The organism is Mangrovibacterium marinum (assembly GCF_003046625.1).
Taxonomy (GTDB): domain Bacteria; phylum Bacteroidota; class Bacteroidia; order Bacteroidales; family Prolixibacteraceae; genus Mangrovibacterium; species Mangrovibacterium marinum.
On record NZ_QAAD01000001.1, the window covers coordinates 333,179 to 360,123 of the forward strand.

The 26,945-nt window shown below is 49.3% G+C and carries 13 protein-coding genes; 2 read left to right on the plus strand and 11 right to left on the minus strand.

Translation table 11 applies throughout. From position 1 onward, the window contains the following. Positions 1-3: 3 nt before the first annotated feature. The 11 genes from C8N47_RS01330 to C8N47_RS01385 form a co-directional block, all read right to left on the minus strand. Complete coding sequence (locus C8N47_RS01330) at positions 4-987, minus strand: DUF6427 family protein (RefSeq protein WP_107820710.1); 984 nt, start codon at positions 985-987, stop codon at positions 4-6. A gap of 43 nt (positions 988-1,030) precedes the next feature. Beyond that, the gene (purD, locus tag C8N47_RS01335; RefSeq protein WP_245915647.1) at positions 1,031-2,302 is read right to left on the minus strand and encodes a phosphoribosylamine--glycine ligase; all 1,272 of its coding nucleotides are present in this window, start codon (positions 2,300-2,302) and stop codon (positions 1,031-1,033) included. A gap of 36 nt (positions 2,303-2,338) precedes the next feature. Beyond that, complete coding sequence (locus C8N47_RS01340; protein WP_107820711.1) at positions 2,339-2,980, minus strand: polysaccharide deacetylase family protein; 642 nt, start codon at positions 2,978-2,980, stop codon at positions 2,339-2,341. Then, a complete protein-coding gene (locus C8N47_RS01345) occupies positions 2,980-6,039 on the minus strand; it encodes a glycosyltransferase family 117 protein (RefSeq protein ID WP_107820712.1) in 3,060 nt (1,019 codons plus the stop codon). The genes C8N47_RS01340 and C8N47_RS01345 overlap by 1 nt, the downstream gene beginning before the upstream one ends. Before the next feature lie 314 nt (positions 6,040-6,353). Further along, positions 6,354-10,277 carry a hybrid sensor histidine kinase/response regulator transcription factor gene (locus tag C8N47_RS01355; RefSeq protein WP_107820714.1) on the minus strand — a complete coding sequence of 1,308 codons (3,924 nt, stop codon included), beginning with the start codon at positions 10,275-10,277 and terminating at the stop codon, positions 6,354-6,356. Between the two features lie 100 nt (positions 10,278-10,377). Then, positions 10,378-12,798, minus strand: a complete 2,421-nt coding sequence (locus C8N47_RS01360) for a glycoside hydrolase family 2 TIM barrel-domain containing protein (protein WP_211315999.1) — start codon at positions 12,796-12,798, stop codon at positions 10,378-10,380. A 10-nt stretch (positions 12,799-12,808) separates the two neighbouring features. After that, a complete protein-coding gene (locus tag C8N47_RS01365) occupies positions 12,809-13,849 on the minus strand; it encodes a glycoside hydrolase family 53 protein (RefSeq protein WP_107820716.1) in 1,041 nt (346 codons plus the stop codon). Between the two features lie 67 nt (positions 13,850-13,916). After that, positions 13,917-15,620, minus strand: a complete 1,704-nt coding sequence (locus C8N47_RS01370; RefSeq protein ID WP_107820815.1) for a DUF5114 domain-containing protein — start codon at positions 15,618-15,620, stop codon at positions 13,917-13,919. A gap of 26 nt (positions 15,621-15,646) precedes the next feature. After that, the gene (locus C8N47_RS01375) at positions 15,647-17,227 is read right to left on the minus strand and encodes a RagB/SusD family nutrient uptake outer membrane protein (protein ID WP_107820717.1); all 1,581 of its coding nucleotides are present in this window, start codon (positions 17,225-17,227) and stop codon (positions 15,647-15,649) included. Between the two features lie 21 nt (positions 17,228-17,248). Next, positions 17,249-20,224 (minus strand): SusC/RagA family TonB-linked outer membrane protein, encoded by a 2,976-nt coding sequence (locus C8N47_RS01380; RefSeq protein ID WP_107820718.1) that lies wholly within the window; start codon positions 20,222-20,224, stop codon positions 17,249-17,251. Between the two features lie 62 nt (positions 20,225-20,286). After that, on the minus strand, positions 20,287-22,836 hold the full coding sequence (locus C8N47_RS01385; protein WP_107820719.1) for a glycoside hydrolase 5 family protein: 2,550 nt from the start codon (positions 22,834-22,836) through the stop codon (positions 20,287-20,289). A gap of 456 nt (positions 22,837-23,292) precedes the next feature. On the opposite strand from C8N47_RS01385, the gene C8N47_RS01390 reads away from it, so the two are divergent. Both C8N47_RS01390 and C8N47_RS01405 read left to right on the plus strand, forming a co-directional pair. Then, the gene (locus C8N47_RS01390; RefSeq protein WP_107820720.1) at positions 23,293-24,270 is read left to right on the plus strand and encodes a glycoside hydrolase family 43 protein; all 978 of its coding nucleotides are present in this window, start codon (positions 23,293-23,295) and stop codon (positions 24,268-24,270) included. A gap of 1,657 nt (positions 24,271-25,927) precedes the next feature. Continuing rightward, positions 25,928-26,743: a mechanosensitive ion channel family protein gene (locus C8N47_RS01405; RefSeq protein WP_107820723.1), complete on the plus strand. Its 816-nt coding sequence runs from the start codon at positions 25,928-25,930 to the stop codon at positions 26,741-26,743. Positions 26,744-26,945: the final 202 nt, after the last annotated feature.

The window sequence follows — 26,945 nt, forward strand, 5'->3', positions numbered from 1 at the left end:
GTCCTATCCGAATTGCATGTAAATGACCATCGCAAGCAACAAGTAGACAAATACGTTTGCCCACAACTGCATACGCATAAATATCAGGTAGTTTGAAAACAGGAATACCAGGGGAATTGCCATAATCACCAGAATTTCCTGCGACACCGCGGGCACTGCCAGCAAAATTGCCATGGAAATGATAAAGACGATAAAAAAGATCTGAAAGTACTTCCGGGTACTCACCTTCTTCTCGTCGATACGGGCAATCAGGAAGGTGCTGCCTATTAAGGTTAAGAGAATCAGCAAGCCCAGGTAAATCTGAAAATTCAGATTGCCCTGCAAAAAATTATTCGAGGTGAAGATGTTCTGCTGAATTGTCTGCCCAAAGTCGGCTAACGTATCGGTAAAGAAATAATACGAGAAGGCGTACAACCAGGGAATTGACAATCCCAGCAAGGGCAGAATAAAATTGCGCCACCCCGGATTTTTCCGGATCAATACAAAGCCAATCCAAACGATCGGGAAATAAAAAATCAGGTTCAAATAGAACAAGGATCCCAAACCGATCAGGAAACCGGCATCAAATGCATTTGAATTGGGCTTTTTAATCTCGTAAGCACCAAAAATCCGATTGATGGACAGCAGTAAAAACATGGCTGCAAAGTACACCGGATGCAGGCCGTGCATACTTACCACCCCGCCCAGGATGAGTACAAAGAGGTTCGACGGCAGAAATGTGCGCTGCCGGATGAAGGAGAAAACCGAGTTGAGACGGGTTATAAAGAAGGTCAGGATTAAAACCTGACCGATCAGCAAAAGATTGGCCACCAAAGGCGACCACTTTACCACGGCTGCAAATGGCCGGAAAAGAAGCATTTGATCCTCACCCGCGAAAAAGTCAAAACTCTCCGGATTGAGATACGCACGAAACCACAGGATTAAAACCAACAAGGGAATCGTAACAAAGTGATATGCCTGATTTGTTTTAAGAAAGCGTAATATCATGCTCCCAAATGCGCCTTTCCTTTAGCCCAAAAAGTTGGGATTCTTATAAATCGAACCCCAGGTCTTTGCGGTAATATTTTCCTTCGAAATTAATTTTCTCTGCATTCGCGTACGATTGCGCCAAGGCCGACTTCATATCTGTTCCGTAGGAGCTGACAGCCAGCACACGTCCTCCGTCGGTCACCACATCGCTGCCTTTAAATTTGGTTCCGGCATGAAACAGGATACTGTTTTCGGTAGCCTCGAAGCCACTCATCGCAATTCCTTTGGTATAATCGCCGGGATAGCCGCCGCTAACTAACATGACTGTTACCGCAGCACGCTCATCGATTTCAATTTTTTGCTCGCTCATGGTTCCTTCGGCAGCAGCCAGCAACAAATCCACAAAGTCCGACTTAATGCGCAACATCACAGCTTCGGTTTCGGGATCGCCCATACGCACGTTATACTCAATCACATAAGGCTCACCGCCACAGTTTATCAAGCCAAAGAACACGAATCCGTTATACGGAATGCCGTCTTTTTGCAGTCCTTCAACCGTGGGCTTAACAATGCGATCTTCAATTTTTTTCATGAAAGTAGCATCGGCAAACGGCACCGGGCTGATTGCCCCCATCCCTCCGGTATTTAAGCCGGTATCTCCTTCGCCAATACGCTTATAATCTTTCGCCTCGGGCAAAATCTGATAATCTTTACCATCGGTAATGGCGAATACCGACAACTCGACTCCCGACAGGAACTCTTCGATCACCACTTTGCTGCTGGCAGCTCCAAACTGGCCATCGAGCATTTCCTTCAACGAAGCTTGTGCTTCGGCCAGGTTATCAATGATCAACACTCCTTTTCCGGCAGCCAGGCCATCGGCCTTCAACACAAAAGGTGCTTTCAGGCTTTCCAGAAAAGCCAGCCCCTCGGGCAGGTTTTCCGCCGTTACTGTTAAATATTTTGCTGTTGGGATGTTGTGGCGCTGCATAAACGCTTTGGCATAGTCCTTACTGCCTTCGAGCTGCGCACCTTCTTGCTGAGGGCCAACCACTTTAACCTGTTTCAGTTCTTCGTCGGCCAGGATAAAATCGTGCAAGCCTTCCACCAGAGGCACTTCAGGACCAATAACCACCAGGTCGATCTTCTTTTCGAGGATCACCTTTTTCAGTCCCTGGAAGTCACTCACGCCAACCGGAATATTTTGACCCAGCTCGGCCGTACCGGCATTTCCCGGTGCAATAAACAGCTGGTTTACCTTGGGAGATTGTTTAATTTTCCAGCTCATGGCGTGTTCTCTGCCGCCTGAACCTACAACAAGAATATTCAACATGATCGCAATCGTTTTTAACAAGTTCAATTATCAAATTTAGTTACCTTCCATCAGAAGGCGGGGATCGCCAATGCTAAATCCCTTTTCGCGCAAGCCCTGAATAACCAGGGGCAATGCTTGTTTCATATTTTTTTCGGCCTTCAGCGAGTCGTGAAAAATGATCACCGACCCCGGCCGTACATTTCGCAATACATTCCGGCAAACCTGCCGGGGAGATAAGCGCTTATCGAAATCGCGGCTGATGATGTCCCACATCACAAACCGGTAGTCAGCCTTCAGTTTCTTAAACTGGCGAATCCGCAACAGCCCGTGTGGCGGGCGAAACAGATTCCCCGGGATATAAGCCGCGGCCTTTGCGATATTCCGATAATAGCTCTCATCGTCGTTCTTCAAACCCTGCACGTGGTTGAAGGTATGGTTACCAACCAAATGCCCTTCAGCTTGTACCCGCTGAAAGAGCTCCGGGTTACGCTGCACATTTTCGCCAACGCAAAAGAAACAGGCTTTCAAACCTTCAGCCTTCAAAAAACCGAGCACCCAAGGTGTCACTTCCGGAATGGGACCATCGTCGAAAGTAAGGAACACCTCCTTTCGAGGCGTGTTCACCCGAAAAACTGCTCCCGGAAACAAACGGGTCAGCAGGCGGGGCAACCGGATGTTGGGATTCACAAAATGCATTAGCGCTGGCTGCTGTATCGTCCTAAAAAGTCGTTAAACTGATCGGTTATTTCCCGGGCCAGTGCATCCTGCTTATACTTTTCGGCCGTCATTCCCATCTCGCGCAGGAAGTACAGGATCCGCTGCATCTCCTCATCAACCGAAGCCTGAAATTCAGGATCCATATTTAAATAATAGTTCATCTCTGCCTTATAATCGTTGACGATATCCTGCATCAGGCTCTGCGCTTTCTCGTTTGCCCCTGCCGCAAAATAGCTGGCCGCAGTTTGTTGCGAGAAATAGTTATACGGCACAATCTGTTTCGGAATAAGCTCCAGACAACGGTCGAGCACCAGTATGGCCGAATCCTTCTTGCCTTCGCCAATGAGGCTTTCGGCCAGACGGTTAAAGTTATTCCGGATATTAATCATCATCCGTTGGTTATTCTCATCGATGTAAACCGTCGGATTATTCATATTTCCCCATTTAAAATCCTGCATCATGTGCTGGTACATTTTCTCAGTGTTCACCGTTCCGATATACAGGCCGTTCGATTGGCTTTTCACCGGCGTGAAACGATAGGCAAATCCCTCTAACTGAAAATAGGATTCCAGCCCCATGTACTTATCACGACCAACGGTAATGGCAAAATACAGCGGACGTTCCCAGTTTGAGTTGGCCAACATATCGAGCACCATCAGTTCGTCCTTCACCAGGTAGTTTTTACCGCTCAGGTCGATGAAGATGGTATCCACAATTTGATCGTACATCTCGGGCGGAACCACTTTGTTACGGATCACCGCTTCCTTGTCCACCTTCAGGAATAATTTTTTGGACGGAATGTAGGAGGCATTATCGGCCTGCGACAGTTTTGTTCGGGGATCATCGTCGCGCACAAAGTCCAGTGCTTTCGACAATTCAACCGGCGCTTTCAGCCGCGGATCGTTCATCAGATAAACCACATCCCGGGTTCCCTGCACATACTGATCGTGGGTGAACTTAATAGGCAGTGGCTCCGAGCTGTAAGCTTTACGCTTCATCTGATCGACATACCAGTCGGTTTGCAGGTAACTCAGGTTACAAACCCGCATGTCGGTACGCACTCCTTCAACCTCCTGATTATACCACAAGGGGAAGGTGTCGTTATCGCCATTGGTGAAGATAACTGCATTGGGGGCACAACTATTCAGGTAGTTCGAGCCAAAATCGCGGCAAGTATAACGATCCGAGCGATCGTGATCGTCCCAGTTTTCAGCGGCCATACGTCCGGGAACGGCCAACAGGCAAACTGCCGTGAGGGCTCCGGCCAAAACCGTGGCGGGAACTTTCTGCTTCAACATCTCGAACAAGCCCAGCACACCAAGCCCCACCCAGATGGCAAAGGCATAAAACGAACCGGCAAAAGCATAGTCGCGTTCCCGCGGTTGGTGCGGGTATTGGTTCAGATAAACAACAATAGCCAGACCCGTCAGGATAAAGAGTAGCATCACCACCCAGAAGTCCTTTTGGTTACGTTGATAATGCACAAAGGCGCCCACCAGTCCCAGCAGCAGGGGCAGGAAGAAATAGGTATTGCGTCCTTTGTTGTTTTTATATTTATCGGGCAAATCGCTTTGGTCGCCTAAACGCGCCGAATCGACAAAACTGATTCCGCTAATCCAGTTACCGTTCAGCGGGTCGCCATGTCCCTGAAGATCGTTTTGCCGACCCACGAAATTCCACATAAAGTAGCGGAAATACATGTGTACCACCTGGTAACGCAGGAAGAAGGTCAGGTTTTCGCCAAAAGTTGGCTGCATGATTGTCTTGGGCTGACCATCGTCGTCGGTAATTGTTACCGGTTTTCCTTTAATACCGGCCCAGGCTTTATAATCCTCAATATGATCGGGCTGACGGCTCCACATCCGCGGAAAGAAAGTTGTCAGTCCTGAGTCGTACTGCGGTTTCTGGCGCACATCGGCCACCACATATTTCCCGTCTTTTTTGATGTAATATTCTTTGTCCTTCACATAAGGCGTGCGGCTATCGAGCGGGGTATTGTAGTACTGCCCAAACACCAGCGGACGGTCGCCATACTGTTCCCGGTTCAGGTAACTTAACAAACTGAAAACATTATCGGGACTGTTCTGATCCATCGGCAGGTCGGCCGAAGAACGAATCACGATCATGGCAAAAGATGAATAACCAATTAAGATAACCGTTACCGAAACCAGAATGGTGTTCAGCAGCGCTTTCTTTTTGGTGTACGTGTACCAGATCCCAAACACCAGCAAACCAACCAGCAAGAAAGCATACACAACAGCCCCGGTATTGAATGGCAAGCCCAGACCATTGGTAAAGGCCAGCTCGAACCAGGAAGCAACCGTGATTACCCCGGGAATGATTCCATACATGACAATGCCCAGGAGCACCAGTGAAGCCACCAAACTAATGGCCACACCCTGTTTGGTAGTTTTGTATTTTCGGAAATAATAAACAAAAACAATGGCTGGAATGGCCAGCAGGTTCAGCAGGTGAACACCAATCGACAGGCCAACCATGTAAGCGATAAATATAATCCAGCGGTTCGCATGAGGTTCATCGGCTTCGTTTTCCCATTTCAAGATGGCCCAGAAGACGATTGCTGTAAATAACGATGAAGTGGCATAAACCTCGGCCTCAACGGCAGAAAACCAAAAGGTATCGGAGAATGTATAAGCCAGCGCACCAACAACACCACTGCCCAGAACTGCAATTGTTTGCGCCAGACTGGGCTCACCGTCAAAATGAATCATCTTTTTGGCCAGGTGAGTGATGGACCAAAACAAAAACAGAATGGTCAGGGCGCTGGCTACTGCCGACCAGGCGTTCATCAGCATCCCCGCTTGCTCGGGAGAGCCAAACAAGGTGAAAAAACGACCTAAAATCATGAAGAAAGGCGCACCCGGCGGGTGACCAACTTCCAATTTAAATGAGGTAGTGATAAACTCGCCGCAATCCCAAAAACTAGCTGTTGGCTCAATGGTCATCAGGTAGGTAACCGCAGCTATAACAAATACCACCCATCCGGTGATATTATTAAGCATTTTGTAGTTCTTCATCTTCTCAATGATTTCATTTCAGGTCGCTGACCTGCTTCTATGTTTTTCAGTTATTTGCTCGATTCGGTCAAATTGAAAAAAACAGATAGCCGATGCTTGGCAAATCATCCGGCTGCCAGCAGCAAAAACACGCGACTAAAAGCACCGGACACATTAAAACAACACCGACTTTCCCTAATTTCAATTTTTATGTTTGCGAAGATAGTACATTCTTTCAACTGTCGCCAATTCGATGCTGAAATTAAGGCAATTTAACAAGCTTCCGAAAGCAAACTCAACAGATAAGTTTAGTCCTTCGGCCGTTGTCGGCAAACTTAACTTTCCTCTTTGTACTGCATTGGCGTTTTGTTGAATTCGGCTTTGAAACATTTCGAGAAGTACGAATGGTTCGAAAAGCCCACCATGTACATTACCTCGGCCACCGAAAACTTCTGCTGGCGCAACAGCATGGCTGCTTTTTTCATGCGTACCGAGCGGATATACTCCACTGGAGTCATACCGGTTAGCTGTTTCATTTTTCGGTATATCTGTTTGTTGTTCACGCCCGATATTTCGCAAAGGGCATTCACATTCAGGGTCGAATCTGCCAGGTGTTCTTCCACAATGTTCGTTATGCGCGAAAGGAATTTTTCGTCCTGCGACTCCGCTTCAATTTCTCGGGGTTCGGCAATAGTTTCGAGCCTGATCTTGCTTTCCAGCTTTTGCTTTTTTTGAATTAGCTGCTCCACGCGCGAGAGCAGGATGTCGGGCTCGAAAGGCTTGGGAATGAACGCATCAATATTCAGATGAATACTCTCCAGCTCGGTTTCTTTATCATCTTTAGCGGTCAGCAAAATGATCGGCGTAGTTGACGTGGGCATGTTCTTACGAATGCGGCGGCACATCTCCAGCCCTCCAATGCCCGGCATCATCACATCCGAAATCACCAGATTCGGCTGATGCTCCAGGCAGAGCGCCAAACCGTTTTCGCCATCGTCGGCCGACAAACAATTGTACTGCGGCTGAAGAAGCTGGCGAACAAAACCGGCAATTTCCCGATTGTCGTCAACGATCAACACAACCGGCTTATCAGCCTTATGATTGTTGAGTGACACTTCTCCTGATTCCGTTTCAAATGCCGGGTTTTCAGCACTGAAGGCCTGAATAGGCAGGCGCACCGTAAAGGTTGTCCCGACATTTTCCTCCGACACCACGGTCACCTTTCCTCCGTGCAGTTCGGTGTATGTTTTCACCAGGTAAAGGCCAATCCCGGTTCCTTCTTTCTTACCTGCTGTCTTCGATGACTGGAAAAATCGCTGAAAAATATACGGAAGATCTTTCGCCGGTATTCCGGTTCCGGTGTCGGAAACACTTAGCTCCAGGATTTCATCCGCATCGTTATAGTTGATTGACAAACTGATGACACCTCCGCCGGAGCTGTATTTCACCGCATTCGAGAACAGGTTGCTTAGGATCGACTCCCACTTAATAACGTCCAGTTCCAGGTCGATCCGATCCTTATTGGTCGAAAACTGAAAAGTGAATTCCGCCGGGTCTTCTGCTGCCGCAAACACATTGAACAACTTGCGGGCAAAGCCAACCAACTCGATGCGTGATAAAATCAGCAGCGAATTTTTATCAACATCAATCCGGTTAAAATCGAGCATTTGGTGGATGAGCGAATTCAGCTTAATGGCGTTTTGCTGCACCTGTTTCAACTGTTGCTTTTCGTGGCTGTTCTTTATTTCCGACAACAGCCGGCTGATTGGCGCAATAATCATGCTCAGCGGGGTCTTCAGCTCGTGCGACATGTTGGAGAGAAATTCCATCTTCATGCGCGACTGCTCGCTAATTTTCGCTTTTTCAATTCGTTCAATCCGCAGCCGGTTTCGTACCCGGAAGAAATTAATAATCCAACCGACCAGGGCAAGCACAACAATCGCATAACTACTTTTGGCCCACCAGGTAAAATACCAGGGCGGATTAATCGTAATGTTCAGCGTGTACGGATTTGCCGAAGGCTTCCCGTTGGCATCCAGGCGGGTTACCCGCAACCGGTAGTCGCCATGATCGAGGTTACTATACGAAATACGATAATTATCCGAGTTCAGCAGATTCCAGTCGGCATCCAAATCGTCCAGCCGGTAAACCAGCTTGCTTTTCTCTTCCATTGAGTAGGGCAGATCCGAAATATCGACTGCAATATTGTTTTGCTGGTAATTCAACGAGATGTGGCCGTTGTAGCGAATGCTTGCCTCTTCCGCTTCAAAGGGTTCGCTGTTCACGTAAAAACCCGTAGCGATAATCGGGCGTTCTTTTTTCGGCATGCTGTTGATGGCGGGTGTTGTAATCGCAATGCCATCGGCTTCACCCATCAAAATACGTTGATCAGCAGGATCGTAAAACAGGCTCAAAAAACGCTTGTCCGACAGGTTCAGGTAGCGGGCCTGAAGGCTTTCGGTATCCACCAGCCAAAAGCCGTCGGTGGTCGACACCCATATCGTTCCATCGGCTTCCATCATCGACAGTACCTCGTTGGTACGGGATGTATCGAAGAAGACCTGATCAACCTGATCGTTTTCGGGATTGATGACCAAAACGCCTTCCCGCAAGCCAAGCCATATCCGGCCCGAATGGTCAGGCAAAATGAAAGAAGGGTTGGCATCGCGCGTATATTTGTCGAGTGGGAACTTGGTGACCTTCCGCGTTTGTGTGTCGATTTTGTCGATCCCGTTTTTATAGAGCAACACCCACACATTTCCCTGTTTGTCGGGAACAATCTGGTTGATAAACATGCCCGACAGACCGTTACCGGTATTGAAATTATAATCGGCCACATAGCTACCGCCTTTGCTTGACAACAACTTCTGTTTATCGACAACAAAGATTCCGCCCAGACAGGTGGCCACCCACAAGTTCCCCTGATTATCTTCGAACAGGTTGTAGGCCCAGTTGCTGTTTAACCGGCCTGTGTTATCAACAATATTATATTGAATGAATTGTTCTGCCCGGTAATCATAGCGGTTGATGCTGCCATCGGTGGCGATCCACAAGTCCGAATCACGGTCTTCGTAAATATGTCGAATACGGCCATGAGCCAAAGGATGCCTGGCATCTTCGGTGTTGTACCAAACCGGATCAGTCCACTCTCCCCGGCTTTGGTTGACCCGGATGATCCCGTTGGATCCGCCAAACCAGTAATAATTCCGCGAATCTTTAAACAACGAATAAAAACGGTTTCCGTCGCCCACGCCGGTGATTTCCGCAATCGGCACCTCCTGCAAAGCCCGGTTGGTGCGCGCCAGCGAAACCCCCGAGTCGGTTCCCAGCCACACATTTTGATTGCCGTCGGTGTAAATATTCCAAACAATATTGTTGAAGAGTGAATTGGGGTTTCGCGAATCATGCATCAAGTGCTGAAGCTCTTCATTTTCAGTATAAACAAACAAGCCATTGTCGGTACCGGCAAGCAGATAACCGTTCGCGTCGAGCGCCAGCGATTTCACCGAGTTATCCTGAAATTCGGCCTGCGGTTCTACCCCTCCATCCTTCAGGTTGTACCGCAGCAAACCGCCTTCCATGCCGACCCAGATACACCCACGAACCGAATCTTCCAGCAAGGCGTTAATAAACTGATTATTCCTCTTCGGGTTTTGGGGAAGTTGAATTTGCTGAAAATCGTTCTGCTTCGGATCGTAGTAACAAAGCCCGTCGTAGGTACCCACGTACACCCGTTTGTCGTGCCCCGGGATGACCGAATAAACTGTTTTATGTGGAATGGACGGGTAACGATCAGTACCGAACGAGATGAGTTTTTGATCGCGCAAGGAATAACCAAACAAGCCTTGCAGCGAGCCCAGCCAGAGTGTATCGCCCTGCAGGGCCATACTCCGCACGTCGGTTGGAAATTCAACAGGAGCGTCTTCGTAACGGTCGGTTTGAATATTGTAAATCAACACGCCATTGTCGGCGCCCAAATAAAGTAGCTGTGGGCTCACAAATGCCCCGCAATAAATCTGCGTGTTACTTTTTTCATTGATTGTAAAATGCGGCTGCACGGAATAGCCGTCGTAGCTGAAAAGCCCTTTGCTGGCGCCAATCCAGACCAGGCCCTGGCTGTCCTGCGAGAAACAGCTCACGACCGAAACGCCCGGCCCCAGGTTGATATTGGCGAATGTCCGGTATTTTGATTTCTGACCGTAAACACTACTTAAACACAGGCTGATAAGCAGCAATAAAAGACGGATTTTTTGGGACATAAAAAAGGTTCTGAAAGGGTTGAATGGCAAAGTTATCGATTATTGCCAATATCCAAACACCTTCCAGAACCTGATACCTATTCTCTAATCTAACTAAGTCCTATTTTGATTTCAGGGTAATTTTCCCGGCTTTCAAGCCTTTTCCTTTCACCTGAAGCGTCATTTCGCCGGCTTCATCGGTGCTCTGCACCAACACAACCAACTTGCCGCTGAACAATTTCATGGTTGGCTGATGGAAAAGCTCCAGCGAAGTAGCATCGCCATTGCAAGCTGCGCGATAAGTTCCGGCGCCATCCACCTTAAAGTTGAGCTGGTTGGTTGCCGTTGGGCAAGGAATGCCATTCTTATCGACCACCGACACGGTTACAAAGCTGAGGTCGTTTCCATCTGCATCAATCGTCGAGCGATCTGCTTCCAGAACGATGCGGTATGGCTCACCTGCGGTGCGAATCACTTTTTCTTCGGCAGGTTTTCCGTTATCATCGAGGGCAACCACCTTCAGTTCGCCCGGTTCGTAAACCACGTCATTCCACATCAGGCGGTAGCGTTCCAACTTCGACTTGTCGTTTTTGGCTCGCACACCCATGCTTTTGCCATTCACAAAAAGTTCGGCGCTCTTATAGCTGGTGTACACAAACACGGGAACCGTGTCGCCTTCCATGCCCTGCCAGTTCCAGTGCGGCAAAATATGAAGGGTCGACTCATTAGTATTCCAGCGACTTTTGTACCAGTAGTAACGATCTTTCGGCAAACCCGCCAGGTCGCAAATACCGAAATATGAACTGCGTGATGGCCAATATTCGTCGTAAGGAGTCGGCTCGCCCAGGTAGTCGAAACCAGTCCACACAAACTCACCGATCACCCAATCGTTATCGTCCTGCAGCACCGCGTCGTCCTCGGGCAAGTTACTCCAGTTACAGTATTCCAAATCGTACGATGAACACTGCCCGTCGTCGTACATTTTACCAACGGCTTTCTCAACCGGGAATTTATAAATTCCGCGTGAACTCACCGTTGAAGCTGTTTCCGACCCCAACAACAAACCTTGCGGGAAACGTTCGAAAGCTTCTTCGTAGAGGTGCGTGCGGTAGTTCAGTCCAGGCACATCCATGATGGCACCAAAGCCGGATTCCATCACTGCCTTCACCTGGTCCATACCAACGGTAACCGGGCGGGTTGGATCTTCGCGGTGGAAAATATCCTGCAGCATTTTGGCCCGTTTCACCCCTTCACTTCCCCATTGATCGGGAACTTCGTTTCCGCTGCTCCACATCACAATACAAGGATGATTGCGGGTAGCCCGCACCAGGTTCACGATGTCCTTTTCATGATATTCGTCGAAGAAACGGTTGTAGCCATTTTCAACTTTCGGCTTTTTCCATTCGTCGAAGCTCTCGGCCAGGAACAGCATGCCCATTTCATCGCAAAGCTCCAGCTGCTCCATCGAGGGCATATTGTGGGCACTGCGAATGGCATTGGCTCCCATGTCCTTCATAATCTGAATCTGCCGACGCAAAGCCGCTTTGTTAACAGCCGCACCCAGCGGGCCCAAATCGTGGTGTAAGCAAACGCCTTTAAACTTGCGGACTTCTCCGTTCAACTTAAACCCTTCGCCAGCTTTGTAGCTGATGGTGCGAACACCGAATCGGGTGGTCTGCTCATCCTGCAGTTGACCGTTTTCGTCGTACAATTTCGACTCGGCATAGTACAGTGTTGGCGACTCGGGACTCCACAGCAGCGGATTCGTCAAGGCTATATTTTGTTCAAACCCTTCACCAAAAAGCGTTTGTGCCGACCCCGATGCCACCACCGTACCGACGGCATCTTTAATCGCTGTTTCGATACGCAGGTTACGGCCCGCCACTTTCGATTTGATATTGATTTGTGCCAGGCTGTCGCTCACAAACGGCGTGGTTACAAAGGTGCCCCAAAGCTGAAAATGGTCTTTCGGTTCAATCACAATACGAACCTTGCGGAACAAACCCGCACCAGGGTACCAGCGCGACGACAAGGGCTTAGGCGAGAGGTGCACAGCCAAAAGATTAGCGTTACCGGCCTTCACCAAATCGGTAATATCCAGGTTGAAATAGGCATAACCATAAGCCCATTCTCCGGCTTTTTCGCCATTGACAAACACTTCGGGATCGCTCATTGCACCTTCAAAAACAACCAACACCCGACTTCCTTCCTCGAGCTTTGGCAAGTCGAAGTTTGTGCGGTACCAGCCGTCGCCAATGTGTGGCAACGAACCGGTGCGTCCGGTTTTCTCGGTAGCCTCCTGCTCGTTGTTTTGGGTGATGGCCACCACTTGCTTATCCACTTCCTTATCAAAGGGTCCGTAAATGGCCCAGTCGTGGGGAACAGCTACCGTCTGCCACTTTGAATCGTCAAAGTCGACCTTTGCCGCATGTTCAAAGTTGCCCTTGCTGAACTTCCAGCCTTTCTCGAGGACAAATTCCGAACGCTGCCCTTTTGCGAAAATGCCTGCCAGCAAAAAAATACTTAGTAATAAAAGTCTCATAGTAACATTATTATTCTGCAAATGCATCCAATGCAACTGTCGGTTTTCCACTTTCGTCGAAAGCTCCCAGGGTGTAGGCGTTCCACCCACTGTACGCTTGCGGTTCCCAGTACAACACGCCCAAACACTGATCGTCTGCAATTGCTTTACATTGGGCGATCAAGTTACTCAAAAATGCGTAAGAAGTCTCTGCATCGTCCCAGGGCATGCCGGTTTCGCACACCATCACCTGGGTTTCGTAACGGCTAATCATGTCGTTCATATTCGTTATCGTCTCATCTGTCAGCGTTTCCCAATTATCCGCTGTAGGATACAAGGACATACCGATCACATCCCATTTGCCGCCGTTCGCTTCCAACCCGTCGAACAACCAACGGTAATGCGAATTGTCGTAACCGTTTTGCAGGTGAACGATCACCAGTGCGTCGGGGAAAACCGCTTTCACAGCATCATAACCAGCATTATTCAAAGCCGCATATTGCGCCATGTTTTCCGAAGCTTTGCCTTCGTCCCAAAGCATCCCGTTTCCGGTTTCGTTACCTACCTGCACCCATTCCGGAGCGATGTTGTTTTCCTGCAGCAGCGTCAGCACTTCGGTTGTATGATCGGCCACAGCAGTTTTCAAATCATCGAAACTGAGGTCTTCCCAGGCAGCAGGTTTGTTTTGTTTGCCCGGATCGGCCCAGCTGTCGCTGTAGTGAAAGTCGATCATAATCCGCATGCCCAATTGTTGGGCTCTCCAGGCTTTCACCAAAACATCCTGTTTGTTGCACCAGCCATCCGCCGGATCAACCCAAACACGCAAGCGAATCGAGTTCATACCCAAATCGCGCAACAGGTGCATACATTCCGTCTGTTTGCCGTTGGCGTCGTAAAAAAGCACGCCGTCGCTTTCCATTTCGGTCAGCCAGCTCACGTCGGCCCCTTTTGCAAAACCGGTCATATCGTACTCCGGCTCTGGTAGGGGTGTTTGCAGTTGCGGTTCATCATCGCAGGCAACAAACAGCGCCAACACCATTGCTGCCAGTAAAACAATCTTATTTCGTTTCATAACTTTTTCTTTCTGTATTTTGAAAAACAGGTCACAGCCCGATAACAGACGGTGACCTTTATGGTTATCACTGTGTAATGCTGTACGTTCCGTCAATCAGGTTAACCGTCATGGTGTATGTTCCGGCCGCCAGGCTGGCATCATCAGTGATGTTGCCTCCTTGGTAGTACAATTCACCGTTGGACCCACCATAATAATGATCCCAATCGTCAAAGGCCAAAAGAATCTTGAAGCCCCATGGCGATGCTCCGGCAAAGGTAATTTGCCCTGAATATTCGCCGGCAGTTCCGGTAGCAGTCAGGGGCACGTCAAACTCCCATTTATCATCCAGTCCAACAACCCAGATCTCATTGCCCAAAGTTGTCAGGTTGTAGGTTAACCCGCTCAGTGAAACATCAACCAGGTACAAGCCGGCCGTTGGTGCAGGAATATTATCCGCGCCCTGGAAAACCAGCGTTCCCGAAGTTCCATCGCCTGAAGCCAACGTGTACTTATCATCCCAGTTGTCTTTTTCAATATTAATAGTGTAACCCCAAAGCGAATTCACATTCACCACACCGGCATAAGCCAAAGCATCCTCGTTGTACAAGGACAACGCATTGTCGAAGGTCCAGTTGCCGGAGGTGCCATCGTCAACACCCGGCAGGTAAATGTATGGGTTGACCACAACAGGTTCTTCCGAACCTTCAACAGCCTCAAGGGTCCATGCCGTTGGATTGCTTAGGTCGAGCGTGAGGGTATATTCGCCGGCCTGAGGCACCGTGATTGTAAGATCGCTGCCCGCAGAAGCCAGTTCCAGCTGATCGCCATTCATCACGAAGGCCACTGGCTGATCCTCAGCAACCGCATCTGTGCCGTCGCCTGCACCGGTTGAAAGGTTGAACAGTTTACCGTTTCCTGCAATTTGAATCGTCATCGACGTGCTGGTGGCCGTAAACAAGTAGGTCCATTTATTATTCGGACGGTCGAAAGTCATTTCGCCTGTCAAATCTCCAGTCAGCGTGAGGGTCGGGATATAAGTGGCTGCCCAGTTCTTTTTGTTGGTGTTGAAATCCACATAGTAACAACCGCCCAGGCCGGGGAACCAACAGTTCCAGCTTCCGTCGTCCGACGAAGTTTCAAAGGCCGTTCCGCTAACCGCGTCGTTACCCCAAATCGTTCCGTCACCTTCTTTCAGGAAGAAGTTATACCAGGAGGTTGCGCCCATGAAACCAAGATATTGACCATCCGAGTCGGCTGAGTAAAGTGTCACACCAGTTGCTTGCTGCTCTGAGTCCAGGATAAAGCCAATGCTCATATCAATTTCGTAGGTCGTAATATTCACCGTTACCACATTACTGTACACCGGCTCCATATTGTCGCCCACCGAGGCTGCTAAACGGAAATAAACTGCTGTTGCTTCCCCCGGGGTTGCTCCCAGGTTTTTAGCAACGGTGTTGAGCTGCGCACCGGTATAGGTGTGCGAAAGGTTGTCCTCAACAGATTCCTGGATTGTTCCGGAAAAATCTTCCGTTGCCGAAACCTGAAGGGTTGTTGACAGTACATTGGGAGCCGACATGTTGGGGTTGCTCACCGTCAGGGTGCTGGTGGTCCAGGCCAGCGATAAAGCATGCTCGGCACTGGTTTCCTGCGTTAATACAACCGTTGATTCGGTGGCCATCAGTTCGCTTTGCTCAAGCCCCGATAAGGTAATCAGGTCGCCGTCTTTCTCGCAGCCCGTGAAAGCTGCGATTGACAGGATCGCTATTAAAAAATGTTTTATGGTTTTCATTTTCATATCTTCTTTAGTTAGGCGAATCAATATTCTTTGTTATATAAATTCGGGTTGGCGGTCAGGTCCGAAGTTGGAATGGGGTAATAGTTGAATTTGCTATCCACCGCTTTTCCATCTTTCACGCCACCTTTCCATTGCCAGATGTACGAATCGGTGGTGAATTTTCCGAAACGGATCAGGTCGGTCCGACGGGTACATTCCCAGGCCAACTCGCGGGCACGTTCATCCAAAATGAAGTTCAGTGTCAGATCCGATGCTGCAAGTTTGCCATCGGTTTCGTAGTTGTCGCCGTAAGCACGGGCCCTCAGTTCATTCAACAAATCCAGCGCTACGGCCGAAGAACTGCCGCTGCCACCGCGAATAACGCTCTCGGCCAACATCAGGTACACATCAGCCAGACGGAACAAGGGAAAATCGGTATCGACACCACCATCCACCGTGTTCGAAGCCACTTCGCCGCCATCGGTCAGGTTGGTCCACTTGCTCATAAAATAGCCGTAGCTCTGGTTGTCAACCTCGTCCAGGTACTGTGTTTGTCCTTCGGTAAAAAACAGGTTACGGCCATCGGTTTCATCAAACAAAGCCGGCAGCTCGCCACGCACGCGGAACATGCCCCAGCCGCTGGTTACCCCGTAAGCCGCCGGATCCTGGTAATCCGAGGTATTACTAACTTCGCCACAAATCAGGTAGGTTGTCGCTCCCCACGACACCGTGCTCTCGGCATCCACCGGAAGCGGGAAAATAATTTCGTTGGTACGCAAGTGGTTATCGGCATTAAAAAGCTTTTGAAAATCGCCTTCCAGCGAATAACCATCGGCAATTACCTTGTTGCAGTAGGTGATGCAATCAGTGTAGTGATCCTCGCCAATGTACACTTCAGCATTCAGGTACAGCTTGGCCAGCAATGTCCAGGCGGCAGCTTTCGGTGCGCGACCATATTCGAGCTCGGTACGGCTCAACAAATCGTCTTCAATATCCTTCAATTCCGATTCGATATAAGCAAAGATTTGGCTCGACGTGTAGCGCGGAGGAGCATAAGCGCCTACCGGGTCATCTTCGGTTACAAACGGAATATTGCGGAACAAATCCAGGGCATGGTAGTAGGTCAAAGCCCGGATGAAACGTGCCTCGGCGCGATAATGCACAATATTAGCTTGTTCTTCTTCCGTAAAGCCGGCAATTTTATCGTCCGTGGCATTGCGCAAAAATTCATTCGTCATGGCAATGGTGTAGTAGATGCGGTAATACATATCCGACACCCAGGGATCGTTGGCGTCCCACGACAGGTAAGTCAGGTCAATCACTTTGTCGCCTTCCAGCCAGGTAGAAGCCACCTCGTCGGTTCCGACCTCCTGAAGATTGAAATAACAGCGCATGTAGTCCTGCCCGTTATTGCTCGAAAGGTCGCTGTTGCCACCACCCTTTTCCTGTCCGGTTGTTGTAAACGAGGTGTAAAGTTTGCCCAACACCGCTTTGTAGTTATCGGCCGTGGTGTAAACACTCTCCGAGGTGGTTTCGGTATGCGGATACTGATCCAGGTCTTTTTCGCAGGATGTAAATAACAACGTACTTACAGCCAGTATGCAGAAATATATTTTTTTCATGTTTCTATTCAATTTAAACGATTAGAAATTAAGGCCTAACCCCAATGAGAATGTGCGCGGACGGGGGTAGAAGTTCATATCCATTCCGTTGGGAACTTCCGGATCAACACCCGAATAATTGGTGATGGTAAATACGTTTTGCACCATCCCGTTGATGTTCAGGTTGCAGGTATCCCAAATCTTGCCAAAGTTGTAAGTCAGCGTCAGGTTGTCCATTTTCAGGAACGAAGCATTCTCAACATAGTAGTCCGACAAATACTGGCGGCTGTTGAAGCCGGTTTCCAGGAAGCTTGTCGACAAATTATTCAGCTGGTACGAGTTATAACTTACCGTGCTCCAGGCGCCGGTGTTCATGGCCATGCCGTTATACACGTAGTTGCCGATATTGGCGCGGAAGCTCATGTTCATCGTCCATTTTTTGTAATTCAACGACGAGCTGAAGCCGAGAATGAAATCGGGCGCCGGTGAGTGGTAACGATACAAATCGCTTGAGTTGATCTGGCCGTCGTTGTTCAAATCGGCATAAGCGCCTTCAATGGGTTTGCCTGTTTCGGCATCGTACAACTGGTGGTACAGGTAGAACATGTAAGGTTCGTAGCCTTCGCTCAGCACCTGAAACTGGTAGCTGTCGATGCTTGGCCCCACCAGGGTGTTGGTTGTCGAACCGCCTTCAATCAGCGACAGGTTTTTCACTTCCATTTTTTGCCAGCTCATGTTGAAGCTCACATCCCAGTTTAAATTTTTAGATTGAATGGGCGATGCGTTCAAGGTTATTTCAATACCATGACTGTCCACATTACCAACGTTTGTCAGGATGTTTTTGTCGAAGTTGGTACCCGCAGCAGCCGGAACCGTTGCCAGCAAATCTTCGGTTTGGCGGGTGTAGAAATCGAAGGTACCACTGATGCGGTTATCCATAAAACCGAAGTCGAAACCGGCATTCCACGATTTGGTTGTTTCCCATTTCAAATCCGAAACGTAAGCCTCGGGGCGGTAGGTGTAGTACCATTGATCGCCGTACTGAACCTCAGCACCCTCCTGGCTGTAGGTGTACACCGGCAGGTAGTTGTAGTTGCCAATTCCTTCCTGCTGACCGGTGATCCCATAGCTCAAACGCAGTTTCAAGGTGCTCAGCACGGGATTGTCCATCAGGAACGACTCCTGATCCATGCGCCAGGCCAGGGCTACCGAGGGGAAGGTACCCCAGCGGTTGTCGTCGCTAAAGCGCGAGGTACCGTCGCGCCGCAAACTGGCTGTCACCATAAAGCGGCCATCGTAGCCATAGTTCAAACGTCCGTAGTACGACACCATCGCGTGCCGTTGATCGGTGGCCGCGCTCGTGCTCTGAACTTCGCCGGCCGTGTTCAGTTCCTGGTAAAGCGGGGTGGTGCTTTTCCAGTACTGGTAGTCGTAACCCAAAGTGGCTTCAACGCTACTTTTCAGGGCATCGTAATATTTATTGTAGTTGAAATAAGTCGTCAACAAACGGTTCGTATTCTTCTGCGGGCCATAGGCATAGTCGCGGCCACCGGTGGTGTAATATTGAGCGGCCTCAGCAGGCACATAAATATTCCCTTTCCCTTTGGCATAGTCGTAACCGGCTGTGGCGTGAAACTTCAGCTCGGGCAGGAAACTGAATTTATAATCCATGTCGATATTCCCGATCACGCGGTCAACTTTACTGGTCGAATTGTATTGCTCAATCAATCCGAGCGGGTTGCGCACGCCCCCGTTCACCGGGTTGCCACCATTGTCGATGGCTTCGTCGTAGCCGCCAAAAGCATCGGTTCCCGAATAAACAGGAAGCGTTGGGTTGAAGATTGAAGCCGCCCAGATGGCGCTGGTTTGTGCAAAGGTGTTGTTGTTGTGTGCCCCTTTGGCACTCAGGTTGAATTTCAGGTTATCATCCAAAAACGAGGGTGAAACAGAAACACTTCCGGTTAACCGTTCGGCATTGTCGCTTTTCAGGATGCCGTCCTGGTTGTAGTAGCCCAGCGAAACACGCATCGGCGTATTCTTGGCTACCCGGGTCGAAAGGCTGAGGTTGTTATCGGTACCAAAAGCTGCCTGGTAAATTTGATCGTACCAGTCGGTGCTGTAGTCACCAATCAATGCTTTTTGCTCATCCGATCCGCGACTGGTCATCACATCAACATACTGACTGCGCGATAACATATCCGGCATCTGCGTTTTTGTTTGCACCGAGTTGGTGGTCGAGAAATTCACCTGGATACCTTTTGTCGTAGAACCTTTCTTGGTTGTAATCAGGATCACCCCGTTGGATGCACGCGAACCGTAGATGGCCGTTGAAGCCGCATCTTTCAGGATGGTCATATTTTCAATGTCGTTGGGGTTGATCAAGCTCAGGAAGTTGCTTGAGTTACCACTGATACCGCCGCTTTCCAGGGGCACACCGTCCAACACGATCAAGGGATCGTTGCTGGCATTCAGCGAGGCGCCGCCACGAATACGAATGGTACTTCCCGAAGTTGGCGAACCACTGTTCTGCATAATTTGCACACCCGACACTTTACCGTTAATCAGCTGTTCAGGCGAACTGATCAGCCCACTGTTAAAGTCGTCGGTACCAACACTGGTAATCGATCCGGTGAGGTCGCTTTTACGCTGCACCCCGTAACCAACCACCACCACGTCGCTGATCTCCTGGGTATCCGCCAACAGCTGTACATTCAACTGATTGGCTTGCGGAACAGGCACCGTTTGCGACTGATAGCCGATGTAGGAAAACTGCAGATTTTCGGCTTCTTCGGTCAGCACGATACTGTAATTACCATCAAAGTCGGTAATAGTACCGGTGGTTGTACCTTCAACAATAATTGTTACCCCAGGTAACGGCTGATTCGTTTCATCGACAACCGTACCCGTAATCGTTCTTTTGCCGGGTTGTTGCGCCCAGGCAGTAGTGCTTACGCCCAACAAAACGCCGAGCACCAACACAATAGCCGTCAAGCTAGATTTTAAATACTTACAATTCATAACTATAGGTTTTTAATCCTTTTTTAAAATGCTACTTCTTATTTGGTTTTGGTTCTTATTTTCTATTCGATCCATATTGATCCGATTTCCAATTCACTTGTTTTTCCTTTTTCCCCGGCAACCATCAACTCCAGAAATTCAATCGATTCAACAGGAAAAGGAAGATCGATTTCCGGGCTGAAATAGGGCTTCATAAACACCGGGTAAGCAATGGGCAGCAAGGCAGTGCGGCCTTGTTGCAAATCCTTCAGCGCAATGCGAACAACGCCGTTTTCTGCCGCCGGGCAATCCGTGCGGTAAGTGAATCCATCGGCGGTCACAAAACCCGCTTTCAAGCCGGCCGGAGCGTCATTGACCTGGATGCACAAGCTTGAAGCTGCAGCCAGCCGTTCTTTCCGGTTCGCCACATCATCAGCAATGTATTTGCGCAGGTACAGTTCGGGCTGCTCCTTGTCTGACTTAAATGAAAAACGCTCCGTAATTTTTTCGATCGGCGAGTGCTCCACCATGCGGCGCTGCAACGAAGCCCACTCCGGCAACATATAAGCTTGAAGCCCGTCGCCATCCTCCTTCACGCTAAACAGCTCGATTGGCTTTTGCGCTTCAACGACGCGGGTGCGGTAAAACTGATCGGCGGTATAATCCCAATCCAGCGGACTGCGGGCCACATTGGCCGGATAAGTTTGCTTTTGGCCATCGCTAAAAACAACAATGTTATAGTTGAAGCGGGCGCCATGCACATCCTCGCCGGGCACTTCAACCTGATAAGTATAACCGTTCACCCGTTTCAATTTATAATAGGGGTTGTCGGAACTCCAGAACGAAACTTGGTCGGTATAAATCAACACAGAATCGGGAAACTGATTTCCGGCGACAACAGCGGCAATCGTTAAAGGTTTGCCTGCCTCCGTAATTTTCGCGGCCTGGTGACGAACTGTGAAATTGACAGATGAAGGCTTAGGAGCTACAAACTCACCCAGTTTAATCTCATTCCAGGTCGTTGTAGCATCCCACTCTTTAACTGCCTTCACTCCATCGCGCTGCAACAGGTATACACCCGGCTCCAGTTGATTGATTGTCCCGTTTGTTGTTTGTGTGTTTCGTATTTTATTCGAATCCAGTTGTTTTATGCTGAACGATTTTCCCAAGTCGGGCAGGTTCAGGCTCATATTCCAGGCGCCCCAATAAATGCGCATCACCTCTTTACGGAGCGATGGCTTGGCAAAAGGATCGCTCGCCTGCACCGCATCGGGCATCAGCTCCAGCCGCCACAGGCCATCTTCCAGCTGATCGAGGAAGTAAGCGCCGGTGCCTTCGTAGTTTACCAGCGGCGAACGGCCAACTCCGGAAACGGCTGTCAGACTGTTCGGACTGACCGGCTTTGTTGTTGTACTATTGGAATAGTAAAATTTGGTTGGCGAGTTCAGCTCACTCAAATCTTCTTTGTAACTCACCCGGAAGTCGCCAAACAGCGTGTCGGCCGGATACGTTCCGTAAGATTGCCGGAGTGGAAGTGTGCGCGCTGCTTCGGCTGCAATTTTCATGCTGATGGCCTTGCCGGGCGTATAAGCCAGGTTCAAATAATGTGTTTGATACTCGGTATTGTAAGCCGCCAGCTCCATCGGGTCGTAAGCGAATTGTGTCATCCACTGGAAGCCCGCCGTGCGAAACGAACGCACCGTTGCCGGATACATATAAGAATACAGCAAATCGGCCGGGTCGAACTCGTACACCAGCTTTGCCTTGTTTTTAAAGCCTTTCACGTTTGAAAACGGAATCGGGTATTCAGCCACATTGGGTAAAAAGTTGCCCTTTTGCGTGTGCCCCGACACCAAACCGGTTGGATACCACTGGTAGGTTGTCCCCTGGATGTCGGTTTCGTAATAAGCCTCCACCACATAAGCGTTGTGGCTTACATTATAAAATACAGGCTTGCTGCTTCCGGCGTCTTTCATCGCGGCCAGCATACCATTTATATAATCGCGGACCTGCTCCTTGGTTCCCGAATGGCAGGGCTCGTTATTAATTTCAAAGCCCACAACAATCGGATCGTCTTTATAAGCTTTGCCCGTGTACGGGTTGACGTGTTTCACCAAACCGGCAATGTAGCGCTCCTGCGCAGCAATCGCCTCCGGGTTGGAATGAATGTCGCATTTATCGTATTTGTACGAAAAACCACCGGTAGGCTGGTTGCGCTCCGGATAACCATTGCCGAAATTGGTTTGCGCCGTTAGCACCAGATGGATGTTGCGCTCTTTCAGTTTGGCGATTAAATAATCGAGTAAATCGAGGTGATCGTTTTCGAGCAGGTTTCCCTCGCCATCCGACACCTCCACATCCCAAATATGAATGCGGTAAGCGTTAAACCCGAGGCGGGCAAAATGATACACATCTTCATCGATGGCTTTTTTGCGGTCAACACCCAGGTAACCGGCAGCGCGGTAAGCATGGGCAAAAGGCAGGGTATAATTCACCCCGAAAAAAGAAGCTTCGCGGTGGCTGTCGCTCCAGCGCATCACCCCTTTTCGATCAACATAAACCGAAGATACCTTTTGGGCAACAGCGCAAAAAACAAACAAAACACTAAAAATGGTCGCAAGAATTTTTCTCATTCAACTAGCTATTGGTTTCAAAATACAATCATCAAAAAACGAAAAGGACCAACTGTCTTTTCTTTGCAGATTATTAGGTTTTGGCTGATTAGGACAGTTCCGCGTTGGGGTGCGCGGTTGACTGCCTTTCAAGCGAAGGTAAAATTAAAGTGGCCCGGCAATGCAGAAAAGCAGAGATCGGACATAATAGGATAAAAAACGGACATCGAACCGCAAGAGATCAGACCAAAAAGCAACAATCAACGGACACGAAAGCCACAAACACTTCTTTTACAACCAAATATCAAACTGATTTATTCGCCCGCAAAACAACACCGACAGAAATTTGTCCTTCCCACAGAATTCTTTTTCCGTATTCATCCACCTGTTGTAACAATCTGTACTCTCCCCCAAAGCCCGGGTTTGCTATTTTCGTACCGTGGCTAAACATGCACAAAACACGAAACAAATTGAACCATGATTGATCTGAGAAAACAAAGTCGGCTATTTGCCGCGGCAGCTGTTTTAGCGCTGGCTGCCTGCCAGTCGCCAAAACCGGAATTTAGTGGAAACCCCTTATTTCAGGATCCGCTGACGGCCGACCCTTGCGCCTTGGTGTATAACGACACGATGTACCTGTTTACCGGCTCCGACGAAATTCCTCCGGGAGAGGATGGGTTCCGAATGACCAAATGGTATGCTTTTTCGAGCCCCGACATGGCACACTGGACAAACCAGGGTGTAAAACTGACTGTTGACGATTTCGACTGGGCCTCGCACAATGCTTTTGCCGGACATGTTGTGGAAAACCACGGTAAATTTTGGTGGTACGTGCCCATGGTGTTGAAGGACACCACCGCCATCACCCACGAAGGTTTTGGTATTGGCGTGGCTGTGGCCGACCATCCGCTGGGCCCCTACAAAGACGCTTTGGGCGGCCCAATTATTTGCGACACCACACAAAATGCCATTGTGCTGAATATCGACCCGGCGGTTTATGTTGATGACGACGGACAGGTGTACATGTATTGGGGATCGTGGAACGAAGCCCGCTATGTGAAGCTGAAGGAGAACATGATTGAAACCGATGGCCCGGTGCAAACCGTAGACGCGAAAAACTTCTTCGAAGCGCCGTGGATTCACAAAAAGGGCGACACCTACTATTTCTCGTACGCGGCTCATTACCCCTCGACGACCGAATATTCAAGCTCGAAAAGCATTACCGGCCCCTGGGAATACCAAGGCGTGATTAACGACACCATCGCTAATTCGCCAACCAACCACCAGGCCATCATCAGCTTTAAAGGCCAGGATTATATTTTCTACCACAACGCCGACACGCCCACCGGTGGCCCGTTCCGCCGCAGCGTTTGCGTGGATAGCCTGAACTACGATGCCAACGGCAAAATACTAAAAGTGGCGCGCACCAAAACCGGTGTGCCTGCGGTTCGATAATTGGAAACGAAATACGGTATTTCACAAAAAAGGGGAAGGTCGAATGGCTTTCCCCTTTTTTGTGAAAATCGCTTTGGGTGATGCGCCTGCCTGCGGTAGGCCCGGTTTCCAACCGCATCGGGGATAACTTGAAAGCGGTTCAGCTCGAAGCTAAAGCGAAGGCTCACTTTGTAGCAAACCTGTGCTGGTGGAAATTGCCCCAAGTCCGGACTGTTTTGTTCATTCTTCTCTTGCTCAATTCGCATCTTTTGTCCTACCGGACGGGTTTTCATCTTTGGCTTGCCCCAAAGACGAAACAGAAAACGCAAGGCTTATTTTTATCTTCAGGTGTCAGCTTCCGAAAGCTAAGTTCAGCCGGGTGATTTCCTTTCCGGCAGCTGCCGGATCGGAACTTCCCGGATTCACTAAGCTTCCGGTTCGCCTCTCACCATCGATAAAAAGTAGGCCGGTCCCGCTCCGAGCGAGCTTCCGTCTTCTCACCACTTTCATTCCTGTTGGTGATTCGCCGGAATCATGTCTATTTTTTGTAAAAGTCTCTTTGGGTGATGCTTTGAATAGCGATTGAGCTTGAAGAAGGAGCCACGGCTCATTTCGTAGAAAACTGATGCTGATGAGCGTAGTTCCATACCCGACTGCTTTTTCGATTCCTTCTCTTGCTCAATCCGGATCCTTTGTCCTACCGGACGGGTTTTCATCTTTCAGCAATGGCTTTAGCCATTATATTTGGGTAGCACGCAAGGCAACACGAAGATTGTCCCGTCCCATACGGGACGGAATTTTCCACTGTCGTCGTTAAGCTACCCAAATTGCATCCCTACGGGATTGCCGGGAGCTTTCCGGTTTGCTTTTCACCTTTCAGCGTTCAAATTGAAAAACAATTGGTATCGTAGACGGTGCTCATGGCGTGGGGACGCAATTCAGAACTCTTTTTTGCGTCCTCATGACGTGGGGACGTAATTCAGAAGTCTTTTTTTCATCCTCATGGCATGGGGACGAAATTCAGAACTCTTTTTTGCGTCCCCATGACGTGGGGACGCAATTCAGAGGTGTTTTTTTCGTGCTCATGGCGTGAGCAGTCCATTGTTGTGCAACATTTTCGTCCCCATGGCGTGAGCAGCCAATTGTTGTGCAACAATTTCATCCCCATGCCGTGAGCCGCCAATTGTTGTGCAACATTTTCATCCCCATGGCATGAGCAGCCAATTGTTGTGCAACAATTTCATCCCCATGCCGTGAGCAGCCAATTGTTGTGCAACAATTTCGTCCCCATGCCGTGAGCGGCCAATTGTTGTGCAACAATTTCATCCCCATGGCGTGAGCGGCCAATTGTTGTGCAACATTTTCATCCCCATGGCATGAGCAGTCCATTGTTGTGCAACAATTTCGTCCCCATGCCGTGAGCAGCCAATTGTTGTGCAACAATTTCGTCCCCATGCCGTGAGCGGCCAATTGTTGTGCAACAATTTCATCCCCATGGCGTGAGCGGCCAATTGTTGTGCAACATTTTCATCCCCATGGCATGAGCAGTCCATTGTTGTGCAACAATTTCGTCCCCCTAACGACCTGAACCATTTCGCAATTTAACACGGCCGATTTGCGAACTTGCAAATATTAGCGTAACTTTTTCAGTATCATTCATCAACACAAACCACACAATATGGAAAATTATCAAAACCTCATCGACAAAGCGCTGGAACTAATCCTGGTGTACGGACCCAAACTGCTTTTGGCAATCATTGTCTTAATTGTCGGCATTTGGATCATCAACCGCTTTACCCGAATGATCCGCAAGCTGATGACGTCGAAAAGTGTAAATGTATCGCTCATCGGCTTTGTATCGAGCTTAGCCAACCTCGGCCTGAAAGCCCTCTTGCTGATCAGTGTGGCCGGCATGGTGGGCATTCAAACCACTTCGTTCATTGCAGTACTTGGTGCTGCCGGCCTGGCCGTTGGCTTAGCCCTGCAAGGCACCCTGGCTAACTTCGCCGGCGGAGTTATGATCCTCATCTTTAAGCCCTACCAGGTTGGCGACCTGATTAAAGCACAAGGGCATCTGGGGGTTGTTAAAGAGATTCACATTTTTGTGACCATCCTGCTGTCGCCCGAAAATAAGACGATCATCATCCCCAACGGAGCCATCTCCAACGGCGACATCACCAATTTTGTTACCGAAGGGAAAATCCGCGTCGACATGACTTTCGGGATCTCCTACGAATCGAACATCAAACGAGCCAAAGAAATTTTAATGAAGGTGATGAACGAACACCCGCTGGTCATGAAAGAGCCTGCTCCTTTTGTCGGGGTGAAGGAGCTAGCCGACAGTTCGGTAAACCTGGCTGTTCGCCCCTACACCGAACCGGCCAACTACTGGGCCGTTTATTTCGATGTGTACGAACAAGGCAAAATTGCCCTCGACCAGGGCGGCGTCACCATCCCGTTCCCGCAAGTGGATGTGCACATGAAACAATCGTAATTTTAACAGATATCAATCAACATTGAATTGCAAGGGAGAAAGCCAAACCAGCTTTCTCCTTTTTTTGTGAAAGCCTCTTCGGGTGATGCGCCTGCCTGCGGTAGGCCGGGTTTCCAACCGCATCGGGGATGCCTTGAATTGCGATTCAGCTTGAAGCTGAAGCAAAGGCTCACTTTGTAGCAAACCTGTTGGTGGTGGAAAT

Coding starts and splice junctions, on each gene's coding strand:
- C8N47_RS01390 (WP_107820720.1), top strand. CDS start 23,293: ATGATTGATCTGAGAAAACAAAGTCGGCTATTTGCCGCGGCAGCTGTT.
- C8N47_RS01375 (WP_107820717.1), bottom strand. CDS start 17,227: ATGAAAAAAATATATTTCTGCATACTGGCTGTAAGTACGTTGTTATTT.
- C8N47_RS01370 (WP_107820815.1), bottom strand. CDS start 15,620: ATGAAAACCATAAAACATTTTTTAATAGCGATCCTGTCAATCGCAGCT.
- purD (WP_245915647.1), bottom strand. CDS start 2,302: ATGTTGAATATTCTTGTTGTAGGTTCAGGCGGCAGAGAACACGCCATG.
- C8N47_RS01365 (WP_107820716.1), bottom strand. CDS start 13,849: ATGAAACGAAATAAGATTGTTTTACTGGCAGCAATGGTGTTGGCGCTG.
- C8N47_RS01360 (WP_211315999.1), bottom strand. CDS start 12,798: ATGAGACTTTTATTACTAAGTATTTTTTTGCTGGCAGGCATTTTCGCA.
- C8N47_RS01330 (WP_107820710.1), bottom strand. CDS start 987: ATGATATTACGCTTTCTTAAAACAAATCAGGCATATCACTTTGTTACG.
- C8N47_RS01380 (WP_107820718.1), bottom strand. CDS start 20,224: ATGAATTGTAAGTATTTAAAATCTAGCTTGACGGCTATTGTGTTGGTG.
- C8N47_RS01405 (WP_107820723.1), top strand. CDS start 25,928: ATGGAAAATTATCAAAACCTCATCGACAAAGCGCTGGAACTAATCCTG.
- C8N47_RS01385 (WP_107820719.1), bottom strand. CDS start 22,836: ATGAGAAAAATTCTTGCGACCATTTTTAGTGTTTTGTTTGTTTTTTGC.
- C8N47_RS01355 (WP_107820714.1), bottom strand. CDS start 10,277: ATGTCCCAAAAAATCCGTCTTTTATTGCTGCTTATCAGCCTGTGTTTA.
- C8N47_RS01340 (WP_107820711.1), bottom strand. CDS start 2,980: ATGCATTTTGTGAATCCCAACATCCGGTTGCCCCGCCTGCTGACCCGT.
- C8N47_RS01345 (WP_107820712.1), bottom strand. CDS start 6,039: ATGAAGAACTACAAAATGCTTAATAATATCACCGGATGGGTGGTATTT.